The 14,761-nt window shown below is 58.1% G+C and carries 14 protein-coding genes; all 14 read right to left on the bottom strand.

The window, feature by feature from the left end:
• Nucleotides 1-89 precede the first annotated feature (89 nt).
• Complete coding sequence (locus ALO64_RS09310; protein WP_002554261.1) at nucleotides 90-491, bottom strand: DUF2802 domain-containing protein; 402 nt, start codon at nucleotides 489-491, stop codon at nucleotides 90-92.
• Complete coding sequence (locus tag ALO64_RS09315; protein WP_003370201.1) at nucleotides 492-971, bottom strand: chemotaxis protein CheW; 480 nt, start codon at nucleotides 969-971, stop codon at nucleotides 492-494.
• 57 nt (nucleotides 972-1,028) lie between these two features.
• Nucleotides 1,029-1,916: a CheW domain-containing protein gene (locus ALO64_RS09320; protein WP_044344476.1), complete on the bottom strand. Its 888-nt coding sequence runs from the start codon at nucleotides 1,914-1,916 to the stop codon at nucleotides 1,029-1,031.
• A gap of 75 nt (nucleotides 1,917-1,991) precedes the next feature.
• Entirely contained in the window at nucleotides 1,992-2,780 is a 789-nt protein-coding gene (locus ALO64_RS09325; RefSeq protein ID WP_044344477.1) for a ParA family protein, read from the bottom strand.
• Nucleotides 2,781-2,824: 44 nt separating this feature from the next.
• Nucleotides 2,825-3,712 carry a flagellar motor protein MotD gene (motD, locus tag ALO64_RS09330; RefSeq protein ID WP_044344478.1) on the bottom strand — a complete coding sequence of 296 codons (888 nt, stop codon included), beginning with the start codon at nucleotides 3,710-3,712 and terminating at the stop codon, nucleotides 2,825-2,827.
• A gap of 6 nt (nucleotides 3,713-3,718) precedes the next feature.
• Nucleotides 3,719-4,459, bottom strand: coding sequence for a flagellar motor protein (locus ALO64_RS09335; RefSeq protein ID WP_002554266.1), 741 nt, complete (start codon nucleotides 4,457-4,459; stop codon nucleotides 3,719-3,721).
• Entirely contained in the window at nucleotides 4,459-5,622 is a 1,164-nt protein-coding gene (locus ALO64_RS09340) for a protein-glutamate methylesterase/protein-glutamine glutaminase (RefSeq protein WP_002554267.1), read from the bottom strand. Before ALO64_RS09340 ends, ALO64_RS09335 begins: the two co-directional genes overlap by 1 nt.
• 50 nt (nucleotides 5,623-5,672) lie before the next feature.
• A complete protein-coding gene (locus ALO64_RS09345; RefSeq protein ID WP_044344479.1) occupies nucleotides 5,673-7,949 on the bottom strand; it encodes a chemotaxis protein CheA in 2,277 nt (758 codons plus the stop codon).
• Nucleotides 7,950-7,982: 33 nt separating this feature from the next.
• Complete coding sequence (locus ALO64_RS09350) at nucleotides 7,983-8,768, bottom strand: protein phosphatase CheZ (protein WP_002554269.1); 786 nt, start codon at nucleotides 8,766-8,768, stop codon at nucleotides 7,983-7,985.
• 19 nt (nucleotides 8,769-8,787) lie between these two features.
• Nucleotides 8,788-9,162: a chemotaxis response regulator CheY gene (locus tag ALO64_RS09355; RefSeq protein ID WP_011169086.1), complete on the bottom strand. Its 375-nt coding sequence runs from the start codon at nucleotides 9,160-9,162 to the stop codon at nucleotides 8,788-8,790.
• Between the two features lie 252 nt (nucleotides 9,163-9,414).
• A complete protein-coding gene (fliA, locus tag ALO64_RS09360) occupies nucleotides 9,415-10,155 on the bottom strand; it encodes an RNA polymerase sigma factor FliA (protein ID WP_002554271.1) in 741 nt (246 codons plus the stop codon).
• Nucleotides 10,152-10,985: a flagellar synthesis regulator FleN gene (gene fleN, locus ALO64_RS09365; protein WP_044344480.1), complete on the bottom strand. Its 834-nt coding sequence runs from the start codon at nucleotides 10,983-10,985 to the stop codon at nucleotides 10,152-10,154. Before fleN ends, fliA begins: the two co-directional genes overlap by 4 nt.
• 115 nt (nucleotides 10,986-11,100) lie before the next feature.
• On the bottom strand, nucleotides 11,101-12,429 hold the full coding sequence (flhF, locus tag ALO64_RS09370; RefSeq protein ID WP_044344482.1) for a flagellar biosynthesis protein FlhF: 1,329 nt from the start codon (nucleotides 12,427-12,429) through the stop codon (nucleotides 11,101-11,103).
• Nucleotides 12,430-12,440: 11 nt separating this feature from the next.
• The gene (flhA, locus tag ALO64_RS09375) at nucleotides 12,441-14,570 is read right to left on the bottom strand and encodes a flagellar biosynthesis protein FlhA (protein ID WP_002554274.1); all 2,130 of its coding nucleotides are present in this window, start codon (nucleotides 14,568-14,570) and stop codon (nucleotides 12,441-12,443) included.
• Nucleotides 14,571-14,761 lie beyond the last annotated feature (191 nt).

The raw sequence follows: 14,761 nt of genomic DNA on the forward strand, positions 1-14,761 counted from the left end.
CGTCGCACGATAGTTGAGATTATCGTTACAGTTCTGAACGCTCTGCGTCCGACCTTGAATGGGCAGCGCAGGCGTGTACCGAAGAGAAACTAGCTCGCAGTATTGCTGTGCAGTTTGGTCATCAGTTGCGCTTCGGCCTGGGTCAGGCCGCAGGACTGGGTCAGCTCATCGATGCTGGCACCCATGCCGACCAGGCGTGCAGCCTGGGCAAAGGACAGCGTGGAGGGATCGCGCTGTTCCAGTGCAGTGAGCTTGTCCGGCAACGGCGCAACGATGGCACGCAGCTCGTGCAACGCTTCGCCCATGCGCACCGTGCCGTTCTGGTAGTTGTCCAGGCGTCTGGCCAACTCCTTGATCCGCTGATCACGCAAGGCAGCCGCCTCATCACGCTCGGCATCGAGCTTGCGCTGACGCCTGGTATGGGCCAGGAACATAAACAGGGTGACTACCCAGAGAATGCCCAGGAAGAAGACAGCTACCTCAAAGATCAATCAGATGTTCTCCAGTTCGGACCACTCTTCTTCGGACATCATTTTGTCCAGTTCAACCAGAATCAACAGTTCGCCGTTCTTGTTGCAAACGCCCTGAATGAATTTGGCCGACTCATCGTTACCCACGTTTGGCGCAGTTTCGACTTCAGACTGACGCAAGTAAACCACTTCAGCCACGCTATCGACCAGAATCCCGACCACTTGCTTGTCGGCTTCGATGATCACGATACGCGTATTGTCGCTGACTTCAACCGGAGCCAGACCAAAGCGCTGACGGGTATCGATCACGGTGACCACGTTACCGCGCAGGTTGATAATGCCCAGTACGTAGCTTGGCGCACCCGGGACCGGGGCGATTTCAGTGTAGCGCAGCACTTCCTGCACCTGCATCACGTTGATGCCATAGGACTCGTTGTCCAGGCGGAACGTAACCCATTGCAGGATAGGATCTTCGGAACCTTGTGCAGACGACTTATTCATAACCCCAACCCCTCACGTGTGTTCTTTGCAGGTGATGCCACTGGCATCGACCCATGATTATTTCGACTTGTTCAACTGCTTGACCGCGCCACTGGCTATCAGCTCGGCCAACTCTGCAACATCCAGCAACGCGCACATGTGCTCGATAACCGTGCCCGCCAGCCATGGGCGCTGACCTCCCTGCGTGCGCCATTTGATCTCATTCGGATCAAGACGCAACGAACGGCTGACTTGATGCACCGCCAGTCCCCACTCGTATCCCTGCACCGAAATCACGTACTGCAATCCCTGGCGAAAATCGTCGCGGTATCGATCAGGCATGATCCAGCGCGCGGTATCCAATACTTTCAGGTTGCCCGCCTGGCAAGGCAGGATCCCGAGAAACCAGTCCGGTTGACCGAACAGTGGCGTCAGCTCCTGCCCTGCCAGCGGGTAAATCGACCCCAGGCATACCAGCGGCACTGCCAGCGTCAGCCCGGCCACGTCGAACAACAGGCATTCGAACGGCTCGGCGGCCCATGCCGGGCGACCATCACTGGTAGGCGGCGGCGTCGGCGTGCGCTGGGTCACCAGTGTGCTCAACTCAGCGACCGGCTCGACCAGCTCAACGGTCGAAACTGCTTCTTCAACCTTCACCACTTCGGCAACAATCACCGGAGCGACTTCAATCACCGGCGCAGGCGCTTCAACCTTTACCGCTACAGCCACCGGAGCCGGCGCGGCCACCGCAACCGCCAGCGGTTTGATCTGCGCTTGCATCCGCGCATCAAAGGCTTGCTCTTCGAGCACAGCCGCCTGAAATTCATCGATGCTGCTGACAGGCTCTTCAAGCACTTCAGTCGCGTCGTACAGCAATGCGTCCAGATAGGACTGCAACGCCAGCTTGGGTCGTGTTGCTACTTCTACAGGGCGGTTCATACCGGGGCCCAACAAAAAATGGAGCATGTGCAACCTGATAGAGTTATCGGCCGCATTGAGGCATCACTTGAGCAAACTGTGTAGAAAGAATGGACGTTCACGTCAGGCCACCTGAGCATTGAGCTGCTCGGCGAGCATATGCTTGAGCAATGCCCGATAAGCAATCACACCGCGACTCTTACTGTCATTCTGCGACGGCGTCAGCCCCAGACGGCTCGCATCGCGCAGCCGCGTGTCGACCGGCACGTAGGCTTGCCAGACATGATCGGGAAAACTGTCGCGCAATAATTTCAATGTGCCCATCGACGCTTGGGTACGACGGTCGAACAAGGTCGGCACGATGGTGTAAGGCAACGGCACCTTGCGCGAACGGTTGATCATGGTCAGGGTATTGGCCATACGCTCCAGGCCTTTCACGGCCAAAAATTCAGTCTGTACCGGTATCGCCAACTGCTGGCTTGCCGCCAGCGCATTGACCATGAGAACGCCCAGCAGCGGCGGACTGTCGATCAGCGCATAGTCAAAATCCTGCCACAACTGCGCCAGACTTTTAGCGATCACCAGGCCCAGGCCGCTCTGGCCAGGGGATTGACGCTCCAGTGTGGCCAGCGCCGTGCTGGAGGGTATCAGCGAGATACGCTGGTCACTGGTCGGCAGCAGCAATTGGCCCGGAAGCCCCTCCGGAACAGCACCCTTGTGGAGAAACAGATCGAAGGCACTGTGTTCCAGTTCGTCCGGGTTATGCCCGAAATAGCTGGTCATGGAGCCGTGGGGGTCCAGATCGACCACGACCACACGCTTGCCCGCATCGGCCAGCAGGCCGGCCAGGGCGATGGTCGTGGTGGTCTTTCCGACTCCACCTTTCTGGTTGGCTACTGCCCAGACTCTCATTGATGTTTTTCCTTGCGTACAGCAACGACCATAGCGATACGATGTTAGGGGGCAGGTGACGGAGAATTGACGGCGTTCGCACGTACCGGCGGCTTTGCTGGCACCGGTGCAGTTTGTGTGCCAGCACGCCTCAGTGCAGCATCCAGTTGCACATTGGCCGACCCTGAACTGGTCAGGCTGCGACGCACATCCAGATTTCGCGAGATGACCAGCACTACGCGGCGGTTCTTGGCGCGTCCGGCGGCAGTGGTATTGGGCGCGATCGGTTGAAACTCACCGTAGCCCACAGAGGCCAGTCGCGCGGGATTGACACCGTCCATCGCCAGCATGCGCACAATGCTGGCAGATCGAGCCGAAGACAGTTCCCAGTTGGTCGGAAACTGCGCAGTGCTGATCGGCTGATCGTCAGTGAAGCCTTCAACGTGTATGGGATTGTCGAAGCGTTTGACGATTCCGGAAACCTTTTCAATGATCGTGAAAGCCTTGTCGCTGGGTATGGCGTCGCCGCTGACGAACAACAGGCTGGAGTTGAGTTCGATCTCGATCCATAACTCGTTGCCGCGCACCGTCATCTGATCGGACTTGATCAGGTCGCCGAACGCATCGCGAACATCCTGAGCGATGGTCTGCAGCGGATCATCAGAAGCCTGGCCAATTCCGGCATCGGTCTGTTCGCTGTCCTTGACCAGCGGCTCGGCGGGCTTTATCGAGACCGGGCGCTGCTCACCAATAGGGATCGGTTTCATAGTGCGCTCGGTATCGTTGAATACGCCAACCAGTGCCTGGGACAGAATCTTGTATTTGCCTTCATTGACCGAGGAAATCGAGTACATCACCACGAAAAAGGCGAACAGCAGGGTAATGAAGTCGGCATACGACACCAGCCAGCGCTCATGATTTTCGTGTTCTTCGGCCTGACGTCGGCGAGCCATGCGCTGTTACTCCATGAAGCCTTGCAGCTTGAGTTCGATGGAGCGCGGGTTTTCACCTTCGGCGATGGACAGCAAGCCTTCAAGCAGCATTTCGCGGTAACGCGACTGACGGTGGGCAATGCCTTTAAGCTTGTTGGCCACCGGCAACAGAATCAGGTTGGCCATTGCAACGCCATAAATGGTGGCAACAAAAGCCACCGCAATCCCACTGCCCAGTTGGCTCGGGTCGGCCAGGTTACCCATGACGTGAATCAGCCCCATTACCGCACCGATGATGCCCACGGTCGGCGCATAGCCGCCCATGCTTTCGAATACCTTAGCAGCCTGAATATCGCGGGTTTCCTGAGTGATGAAATCCACTTCAAGAATGCTCCGGATCGCTGCAGGCTCGGCGCCATCGACCAACAGTTGCAAGCCTTTGCGGGCATAACTGTCAGGTTCGGAATCGGCGACCGTTTCCAGACCGAGCAAGCCTTCCTTGCGGGCGGTCATGCTCCAGCCGATCACCCGGTCGACACCGCCGGGCAGATCGATACGAGGCGGGAAAATGATCCAGCGGATGATTTTCATGGCACGCATGAACGCGCTCATCGGTGACTGCAACAGCGACGCACCCAGTGTGCCGCCCAGTACAATCAAGGCTGCCGGGCCATTGAGCAACGCACCTAGGTGTCCGCCTTCAAGAAAGTTTCCGCCAATGATCGCGACAAACGCCAGGATCAGGCCGATAAGACTGAGCACATCCATCAGAGACAGGCCTCTACCAGGTGCCGACCTATGTCATCCAGACTGTAGATCGCATCTGCAAGCTCAGCCTTAACGATTGCCATCGGCATGCCGTAAATGACGCAGCTCGCTTCGTCCTGCGCCCATACGGTACTGCCCGCCTGCTTGAGCAGGCGCGCGCCCTCACGGCCATCGGCACCCATGCCGGTCAATACCACCGACAGCACCTTGTCACCGTAGGACTTGGCGGCAGAGCCAAAGGTGATATCTACACAAGGTTTGTAATTCAGGCGCTCGTCACCCGGCAGAATCTTCACCGTACCGCGCGCATCCACCATCATCTGCTTGCCGCCCGGTGCCAGCAACGCCAGACCAGGGCGCAGAACGTCGCCGTCCTCTGCTTCCTTGACGCTGATCTTGCACAGCTTGTCGAGACGCTCGGCAAAGGCCTTGGTGAAGGCCGCAGGCATGTGTTGAATCAGCACCAGCGGTGCCGGAAAGCTGGCTGGCAACTGGGTAAGTACCCGTTGCAACGCAACCGGGCCACCGGTTGAGGTGCCGATGGCCACCAGTTTGTATGCCTTGCGCTTGGGCGTGCCTGAGGTGGTCGGGTGTGCCGGAGCATGGTGAGCATGAGCCGCAGGGGCCGTGGCAGGCGCTGCAGTGCGCGTCGGCACGGCACGGGCTGGCGCGGTGGTGGGCGCAGGTGCACGGCTGGACGACGTCGGCGCTGCCGGTGCAGCCGCCGATGCAGCGCTGGCCGCACCAAACCCGCTTGAACGGCGGTTACTGCGCGAAATGCTGTTGATCTTCTCGCACAGCAGTTGTTTGACCTTCTGCGGGTTGCGGGAGATATCTTCGAAATTCTTGGGCAGGAAATCCACGGCACCGGCGTCCAGAGCATCCAGCGTCACGCGCGCACCTTCGTGCGTCAGCGACGAGAACATCAATACCGGGGTGGGGATACGCTGCATGATATGACGAACTGCCGTAATGCCATCCATCATCGGCATTTCGTAGTCCATGGTGATGACATCAGGTTTGAGCGCCAGCGCCTGCTCAATCGCTTCCTTGCCGTTGGTGGCGGTGCCAACCACTACAATGTTGGGGTCCGAAGAAAGAATTTCCGTAACACGGCGGCGGAAAAAACCGGAATCATCCACCACCAGGACCTTGACTGCCATAAACACTCCAATAGGTGTTGCAGGCAGCCAGGCTGCCCGCACCCCCGGGTTCAGATACGCCGTGCGGCGTAACGCTTGAGCATGCTGGGTACATCGAGAATCAAGGCGATGCGACCGTCACCGGTGATGGTGGCGCCCGACATGCCTGGCGTACCTTGCAGCATCTTGCCCAGCGGTTTGATAACCACTTCTTCCTGGCCGACCAGTTGATCGACAACGAAGCCGATGCGCTGGGTGCCGACCGTCAGGATCACGACGTGCCCTTCTCGCTGCTCTTCATGAGCCGCCGAACTGACCAGCCAGCGCTTGAGATAGAACAGCGGCAAGGCTTTGTCACGTACGATCACCACTTCCTGACCGTCAACCACGTTGGTAGTGGACAGGTTCAGGTGGAAGATTTCGTTGACGTTGACCAACGGGAAGGCAAAAGCCTGGTTGCCCAGCATCACCATCAGGGTCGGCATGATCGCCAGGGTCAACGGGACCTTGATGACAATCTTGGAACCCTGGCCCTTGGTCGAGTAGATGTTGATCGAGCCGTTGAGCTGGGAGATCTTGGTTTTAACCACGTCCATGCCCACACCGCGACCTGACACATCGGAAATCTCGGTCTTGGTCGAGAAGCCCGGTGCAAAGATCAGGTTGTAGCAATCGGTGTCGCTCAACCGATCGGCTGCATCCTTGTCCATGACACCACGTTTGACCGCAATCGAGCGCAACACGTTGGGGTCCATACCCTTGCCGTCATCGGAAATCGACAGCAGGATATGGTCGCCTTCCTGCTCTGCCGAAAGAATTACCTTGCCGCCGCGGGACTTGCCCGAGGCTTCGCGTTCTTCCGGCGTTTCGATACCGTGGTCGACCGCGTTGCGCACCAAGTGGACCAGCGGGTCGGCAAGCGCCTCTACGAGGTTCTTGTCGAGGTCGGTTTCTTCGCCGACCAGTTCCAGATTGATCTCTTTCTTGAGCTGGCGAGCCAGGTCACGTACCAGACGCGGGAAGCGACCAAAGACTTTCTTGATCGGCTGCATACGGGTCTTCATGACCGCGGTCTGCAGGTCGGCAGTGACCACATCCAGGTTGGAAACCGCCTTGGACATGGCTTCATCGCCGCTGTTGAGACCCAGACGCACCAGGCGGTTACGTACCAGCACCAGCTCGCCGACCATGTTCATGATCTCGTCCAGTCGGGCGGTATCCACACGAACCGTGGTTTCGGCTTCAGTCGCAACCGGCTTTTCACCAGTGGGTGCAGGAGCGCGTGCAGGTGCTGGAGCAGGCTTGGCGGGCTCGGCCTTTGCCGCAGGTGCAGGCGCCGCAGCAGGCTTGGCAGCCGGTGGCGGAGCAGCAGCTATGGCAGCTGCCGGAGCAGGTGCCTTGGCAACGACCGCATCAGGCTCGAACTTGCCTTTGCCATGCAGTTCGTCGAGCAGGTTTTCAAATTCGTGATCGGTAATTTCGTCCGATGCCGCTGCAGCAGAGGGTACCTTGGCAGCAACGGCCGCAGGTGCAGGTGCAGCAGCAGCCGTAGCGGCTATGGCACCGTCAAACGAGCCCTTGCCATGCAGTTGATCAAGCAAGGCTTCGAATTCGTCGTCGGTGATTTCATCGCCGGCAGGCGCTGCACCCTTGCTCTGTGCAGCAGGTGCCGGGGCTGGAGCGGCTACAGCATCGGCCGCAAACTTGCCCTTGCCATGCAACTGATCAAGCAGGGATTCAAATTCCTGATCGGTAATTTCATCGCCAGCTGGCGCAACCGCAGGTGCCGCTGATGGTGCCGCAGACACCGGACTGGTGCCGTGCAGCGAATCGAGCAGTTGCTCGAACTCATCATCGGTAATGTCATCGCTGGCCGCTTGCTCGGCAACCGGAGCCGGAGCCTCGGCTTCAACCACCGGCTCGGGCTCGGGCTCGGGCGCTGCGACTTCGTCGGCAGATTGTGGCTCGGCCAGTCGCGAAAGCGCAGCCAGCAGTTCTGGCGTCGCCGCAGTTACGTCAGTCCGTTCACGTACCTGACCGAACATGCTGTTGACGGTGTCCAGAGCTTCCAGGACCACATCCATCAGTTCGGAATCAACGCGACGCTCACCCTTGCGAAGGATGTCGAACACGTTTTCGGCGATGTGGCAGCACTCCACCAGCTCATGGAGCTGGAGGAAGCCGGCGCCCCCTTTTACAGTGTGAAAACCGCGAAAAATTGCATTGAGCAGATCAGCATCATCCGGTCGGCTTTCCAGCTCGACCAATTGCTCTGACAACTGCTCCAGAATTTCGCCGGCCTCTACCAGAAAATCCTGAAGGATTTCTTCATCGGCGCCGAAGCTCATGGGGTGCTCCCTAAAATTAACCGTCAACAGATCTTAGAAGCCGAGGCTCGATAGCAGATCGTCTACATCATCCTGTCCGGATACGACGTCTTCACGTTTATCGGCATGAATCTGCGGACCTTCACCCTTGGCGAGATGTTTTTTAGGATCTTTTTCAGCAAGGATGGATTCTTCGTCATGTTCGATGCCTGCGAAGCGATCGACATGGCTGGCCATGAGCACCAGTTTGAGCAGATTGCTCTCGACTTCCGTAACCAATTGCGTCACGCGCTTGATAACCTGCCCCGTAAGGTCCTGGTAATCCTGGGCAAGCAAAATATCGTTGAGATGCCCGGAAACCCTATCGGCCTCCTGCTCGGTGCGCGTCAGGAAACCATCGACCCGCTTGGCCAGCTCACGAAATTCTTCAGCACCGATTTCGCGGCGCATGAAACGCCCCCAGTCGTCACTCAATGCCTTGGCATCGGAGCTCAGACCGCTCATGAGCGGTGTGCTTTCCTCGACCAGGTCCATAGTGCGGTTGGCCGCATTCTCGGTCAGCCTCACCACATACGACAGGCGTTCGGTTGCGTCGGTGATCTGCGACACTTCCTCGGCTTGAGGCATGTGCGGATCAATATGAAAGTTGACGATTGCACTGTGCAGCTCACGAGTCAGCTTGCCCACTTCCTGATAAAGGCCGCGGTCGCGTGTCTGGTTGAGTTCATGGATCAGCTGCACAGCGTCACCGAAGCGGCCCTTTTCAAGGCTGGTGACGAGTTCCTGCGCGTGTCTCTTTAAGGTCGACTCAAAGTCGGCCATCGAATCATTGTTATCCATAGCGCCCTCGCGGCATGCATCAGCTATTGACGCGTTCAAAGATCTTTTCGATCTTCTCTTTAAGCGCTTGAGCCGTGAATGGCTTGACTACATAACCGTTCACCCCGGCCTGGGCAGCTTCAATGATCTGCTCACGCTTCGCTTCGGCAGTAACCATCAGTACAGGAAGGCTCTTGAGACGCTCGTCCGCACGGACCTGACGCAACAAGTCGATACCGGTCATGCCAGGCATGTTCCAGTCCGTCACCAGAAAGTCAAAGGCACCGCTCTGCAGCATCGGCAATGCGGTCAGACCGTCATCCGCTTCAGATGTGTTGGTAAATCCCAGATCACGCAACAGATTCTTGATGATCCGCCGCATCGTTGAGAAGTCATCAACGATGAGGATTTTCATGTTCTTGTCCAATTCGACCTCCAAGCAGTCTTTAACGCGTTCAGCACCTGAACACGCTGTTCACTCAATACTGGCACAGCACACCCCCAGCTATACGAAACGACGACGGGCTTGGCACAACGACAGTCAAGACTGCGACTAAAGCCCATCGAGACATTGCCCGACAGGCCCTTGCCTCGTCTATCCTGCTACCACGTAACGCTTTGCACAGCCGGCATGCAGACAACGCACGACAAACGTCGCGCACTGCCGTCAACGCGCTCGCCACTCCCCCAAACGCCCCCGCAAACGAGCTGCGCACTGGCTGTGTAACTGACTGACCCGAGATTCGCTGACCCCAAGAACCTCTCCGATTTCCTTGAGGTTCAGCTCTTCGTCGTAGTACAGCGCCAACACCAGACGCTCACGCTCTGGCAAATTGGCAATTGCATCGGCCAACGCTGCCTGGAAGCGCTCGTCTTCCAGGTCGCGCGACGGCTCAAGCGAACCGCTTGCGCCATCCTCATGCAGCCCTTCGTGATCGCCGTCCTGAAGCAGGTCGTCGAAACTGAAGAGGCGGCTGCCCAAGGTGTCATTCAAAATCCCGTAATAATCATCAAGACTCAACTGGAGTTCGGCCGCAACCTCGTGATCTTTAGCGTCACGGCCGGTTTTAGCTTCAATTGCACGAATTGCGTCACTGACCATTCGGGTATTGCGGTGCACTGAGCGTGGTGCCCAGTCGCCCTTGCGCACTTCATCCAGCATCGCACCACGAATGCGAATGCCGGCGTAGGTCTCGAAACTCGCACCTTTGGTTGAATCATATTTGGTGGAGACTTCAAGCAGACCGATCATGCCAGCCTGGATCAGATCCTCGACCTGCACGCTGGCCGGCAAGCGCGCCAGCAGATGATAAGCGATACGCTTGACCAATGGCGCATAACGCTCGATCAACTCGTATTGCGAATTACGGGAAGCCTTGCTGTACATCTGGTAGCCGCTCGCAGTCATTGCACAGGCCCTGCACTGGTCTGGTGAACGAGTCGCTCAACGAAGAACTCGAGATGACCCCGCGGGTTGGCTGGCAGCGGCCAGGTATCAACCTTCTGGGCAATGGCCTTGAACGCCAGCGCACATTTGGATCGCGGGAATGCTTCGTAGACGGCGCGCTGTTTCTGTACGGCCTTGCGCACGCACTCGTCGTACGGCACGGCACCTACATACTGCAGCGCGACATCAAGAAAACGGTCCGTCACTTTGGTGAGTTTGGCGAACAGGTTGCGCCCTTCCTGCGGGCTCTGCGCCATGTTGGCCAGCACCCGGAAGCGGTTCATGCCGTAGTCGCGGTTGAGCAGTTTGATCAGGGCGTAGGCATCGGTGATCGACGTGGGCTCGTCGCACACCACCAGCAACACTTCCTGAGCGGCGCGCACGAAGCTGACCACCGATTCGCCGATACCGGCAGCCGTGTCAATCACCAGCACATCAAGGTTGTCGCTAATCTCGCTGAACGCCTGGATCAGACCCGCATGCTGGGCCGGGGACAGATGCACCATGCTCTGGGTGCCAGAGGCGGCAGGCACGATACGCACCCCACCCGGCCCCTGCAACAGAACGTCGCGCAACTCGCAACGGCCCTCTATCACATCGGCAAGTGTACGTTTAGGCGTCAGCCCAAGCAGAACGTCGACATTGGCCAGACCCAGATCGGCGTCCAGCAGCATGACACGACGGCCAAGCTCGGCAAGGGCCAGTGAAAGATTCACTGACACGTTAGTCTTACCGACGCCACCTTTGCCACCGGTCACCGCGATAACCTGTACGGGATGCATGCTGCCCATGTTATTTCTTTACCTTGTCTTGCGTAGACCGAAACCACATCGAGGGCTGCACGTTCGCAAATGAACACCGCATGGCAGACCGTTGACGCAGGGACATTCCAATAATATCCATCACTTAACCCACTCTCTTGCCAGGGGTGTGATAGAGGTCAGCAAACATATCAGCCATCGCTTCCTCGCTCGGCTCATCCTGCATCTGCACACTCACCGCACGGCTCACCAGTTGATGACGACGCGGGGTGTGCAGGTCGTCAGGAATACGGGGTCCGTCCGTGAGGTAGGCCACAGGTAATTCATGACTGATCGCCAGGCTCAGGACTTCGCCAAGGCTGGCTGTTTCATCAAGCTTGGTCAGAATGCATCCGGCCAGGCCACAACGCTTGTAACTGTGATAAGCAGCGGTCAGCACCTGCTTTTGGCTGGTGGTCGCCAGTACCAGGTAGTTACGCGACTTGATGCCACGCCCTGCCAGACTTTCCAGTTGCATGCGCAGCGCGGGATCGCTGGCTTGCAGCCCGGCGGTATCGATCAACACCACGCGCTTGCGCAGCAGCGGCTCCAGCGCCTGGACCAGCGACTGGCCAGGATCGACATGGGTAACCGGCACGTTGAGGATGCGCCCAAGGGTCTTGAGCTGCTCCTGTGCGCCGATGCGGAAACTGTCCATGCTGACCAGAGCGATATTCTGCGGACCGTACTTCAACACGTAACGTGCCGCCAGCTTGGCCAGCGTGGTGGTCTTGCCCATGCCGGCAGGCCCGACCATGGCAATGACTCCACCCTCTTCTAGCGGCTCGATGTCCGGCACGGCAATCATGCGCGCCAAATGGGCCAGCAACATGCGCCAGGCCTGACGAGGCTCGTCAATCTCCGGGATCATCGACAGCAGATCGCGCGACAGCGGGCCGGACAAACCGACACGTTGCAGGCGGCGCCACAGATTGGCCTGCTGCGGACGACTGCCCTGCAGCTGGTTCCAGGCCAGGGAGCCAAGCTGGACTTCCAGCAGCTCGCGCAAGCCGTTCAATTCGGAGCGCATCGAATCATAGGCGCGCTGGCCGACAGCAGGCTCTGCGGGCGCAGGCGGCGTGTACGCGAATGGTCGTGGCGGCTCTTCGAGCGTCGGCTCGATGTGCGTATCGACAGCGCTGACCGGTTTGCCGGAAAACAGCTGAAGATTGATCGACGCGTCACTGTCGCTGCGGTTGTTAAATTCGGCCTGAGCAGAGACGATGCGCGACTGGGTCTTGCGCAGCTCGTCTTCGAGCTCCATGTTCGGCACACGCGGTGCCAGGGCGGACAGCTTGTAATCCAGAGCGGCAGTCAGCTCTACGCCACCGGCAATGCGCCGGTTACCGATGATGGCCGCCTCGGCGCCCAGCTCATCGCGAACCAGTTTCATGGCTTGACGCATATCGGCGGCGAAAAATCGCTTAACTTGCATGACTCACTACCTCAGCCGTTCGGCCCGACAGTCGCTACGATGGTTACTTGCTTGTTGTCCGGAATTTCCTGATACGCCAGAACATGCATGTTCGGTACAGCCAATCGTCCAAATCGTGACAGCATCGCCCGGACAGGCCCTGCTACCAGAAGAATTACCGGCAACCCTTGCATCTCCTGACGCTGGGCGGCCTCAATCAACGAACGCTGGAGCTTCTCAGCCATGCTTGGCTCAAGAAGAACGCCTTCTTCCTGACCCTGACCAGCCTTCTGCAAACTATTGAGCAATATCTGTTCCAACCTTGGTTCCAGAGTGATAACAGGCAGCTCCGGCTCAACACCTACAATGCTTTGGACGATTGCGCGGCTCAGACCCACTCGCACGGCAGCCACCAAAGCGGCGGTATCTTGACTCTTGCCGGCGTTGTTGGCGATAGCTTCTGCAATGCTGCGAATATCACGCACAGGTACATGCTCAGCCAGAAGCGCTTGCAGCACGTTGAGCAACGAGGACAGGGACAGCACACCAGGGACCAGCTCTTCAGCCAGTTTGGGCGAGCTTTTGGCCAGCAATTGCATCAACTGCTGGACTTCTTCGTGACCAATCAGTTCATGAGAGTGCTTGTAGAGAATCTGGTTCAAGTGGGTTGCCACCACAGTACTGGCATCCACCACGGTATAACCCAGCGACTGCGCCTGGCTGCGCTGGCTGATTTCGATCCAAACGGCCTCCAGACCAAACGCCGGGTCTCTGGCGGTGATGCCGTTCAGGGTGCCGAACACTTGACCGGGGTTGATCGCCAGCTCGCGATCCGGATAAATCTCGGCCTCGGCCAGAATCACGCCCATCAGCGTCAGACGGTAGGCGCTGGGTGCCAGATCAAGGTTGTCACGGATGTGTACGGTCGGCATCAGGAAGCCCAGCTCTTGCGACAGCTTCTTGCGCACGCCCTTGATACGCGCCAGCAGTTGACCACCCTGATTGCGGTCCACCAGCGGAATCAGGCGATAACCCACTTCCAGGCCGATGATGTCGATAGGGGTGACGTCATCCCAACCCAGCTCCTTGGCGTCCTGAACACGGGTCGGCGAAGGCAGCAGGTCCTGTTGGCGTTGCACTTCGGCCAGCGCCTCGACTTTCACCTGGTTCTCTTTCTTCCAGAGCAGATACGCACCACCCGCAGCCACCAGGCCGAGGCTGATGAAGGAGAAGTGCGGCATGCCCGGCACCAGCCCCATTACGATCATGATCGCAGCGGAAACTGCCAGTGCCTTGGGCGAGGCGAACATCTGACGATTGATCAGCTTGCCCATCTCTTCCGAACCGGAAGCGCGGGTCACCATGATCGCTGCGGCAGTGGACAAAAGCAGTGATGGCAATTGCGCCACCAAACCGTCACCGATGGTCAGCAGGGTATAAACGCGGCCTGCATCAGCGAACGTCATGTTGTGTTGCAGAATACCGACCAGCATGCCGCCGATCAGGTTGATGAACAGAATCAGCAAACCGGCAATTGCATCGCCGCGCACGAATTTGCTGGCACCGTCCATGGAACCGTAGAACTCGGCTTCCTGAGCGACTTCAGCACGGCGGCGCTTGGCTTCTGGCTGATCGATGAGACCGGCGTTGAGGTCGGCGTCGATTGCCATCTGTTTGCCTGGCATCGCGTCGAGGGTGAAACGCGCGCTGACCTCGGAAATACGGCCGGCACCTTTGGTGATTACTACGAAGTTGATGATCATCAGAATCGCGAACACCACGATACCGACAACATAGTTACCACCGATCACCACCTCACCGAAGGCCTGAATCACCTTGCCCGCAGCGGCGTGACCGTCCTGACCGTGAAGCATGACCACTCGCGTGGAAGCAACGTTCAGTGCCAGACGCAACAGCGTGGCGACCAGCAGAATGGTTGGAAACACCGAGAAGTCCAGCGGCCGCAGAGCGTAAACACACACCAGCAACACGACGATGGACAGTGCAATGTTGAACGTGAAGAACACGTCCAGCAGGAACGGCGGCATAGGCAACATCATCATTGCCATCATGACCAGCAACAACAGCGGAACGCCCAACTGACCACGGCCCAGGCCAGTGATATTGCTGCGTGCGCTACTGAATATCTGAGAACGATCCACTGATTGTTTACCTGCGCACTAGATCAAAACATTGACGCCGATGGCGACCTGTATCGACCCTGTTGCAAAAAGCTGTCCAACTTTTACAAAGCCAGTGCTGGTAAGGCTTTAGAGACAGAAGTAATGTGAAACCGGCATACCTTGCGCAGTCAGAAAATCTTCAAGAGTGGACGCAGAGCGTCCGGAACGGC

Origin of the sequence: Pseudomonas meliae (assembly GCF_001400515.1) — a bacterium.
GTDB lineage: Bacteria > Pseudomonadota > Gammaproteobacteria > Pseudomonadales > Pseudomonadaceae > Aquipseudomonas > Aquipseudomonas amygdali.

Bases quoted from the DNA above. Each gene is read 5' to 3' on its own strand.
- motD (WP_044344478.1), bottom strand. From the start codon at position 3,712: ATGGCTCGCCGACGTCAGGCCGAAGAACACGAAAATCATGAGCGCTGG.
- ALO64_RS09345 (WP_044344479.1), bottom strand. From the start codon at position 7,949: ATGAGCTTCGGCGCCGATGAAGAAATCCTTCAGGATTTTCTGGTAGAG.
- ALO64_RS09325 (WP_044344477.1), bottom strand. From the start codon at position 2,780: ATGAGAGTCTGGGCAGTAGCCAACCAGAAAGGTGGAGTCGGAAAGACC.
- fleN (WP_044344480.1), bottom strand. From the start codon at position 10,985: ATGGGCAGCATGCATCCCGTACAGGTTATCGCGGTGACCGGTGGCAAA.
- ALO64_RS09315 (WP_003370201.1), bottom strand. From the start codon at position 971: ATGAATAAGTCGTCTGCACAAGGTTCCGAAGATCCTATCCTGCAATGG.
- flhF (WP_044344482.1), bottom strand. From the start codon at position 12,429: ATGCAAGTTAAGCGATTTTTCGCCGCCGATATGCGTCAAGCCATGAAA.
- fliA (WP_002554271.1), bottom strand. From the start codon at position 10,155: ATGACTGCGAGCGGCTACCAGATGTACAGCAAGGCTTCCCGTAATTCG.
- ALO64_RS09320 (WP_044344476.1), bottom strand. From the start codon at position 1,916: ATGCTCCATTTTTTGTTGGGCCCCGGTATGAACCGCCCTGTAGAAGTA.
- ALO64_RS09355 (WP_011169086.1), bottom strand. From the start codon at position 9,162: ATGAAAATCCTCATCGTTGATGACTTCTCAACGATGCGGCGGATCATC.
- ALO64_RS09350 (WP_002554269.1), bottom strand. From the start codon at position 8,768: ATGGATAACAATGATTCGATGGCCGACTTTGAGTCGACCTTAAAGAGA.
- ALO64_RS09335 (WP_002554266.1), bottom strand. From the start codon at position 4,459: ATGGATGTGCTCAGTCTTATCGGCCTGATCCTGGCGTTTGTCGCGATC.
- ALO64_RS09340 (WP_002554267.1), bottom strand. From the start codon at position 5,622: ATGGCAGTCAAGGTCCTGGTGGTGGATGATTCCGGTTTTTTCCGCCGC.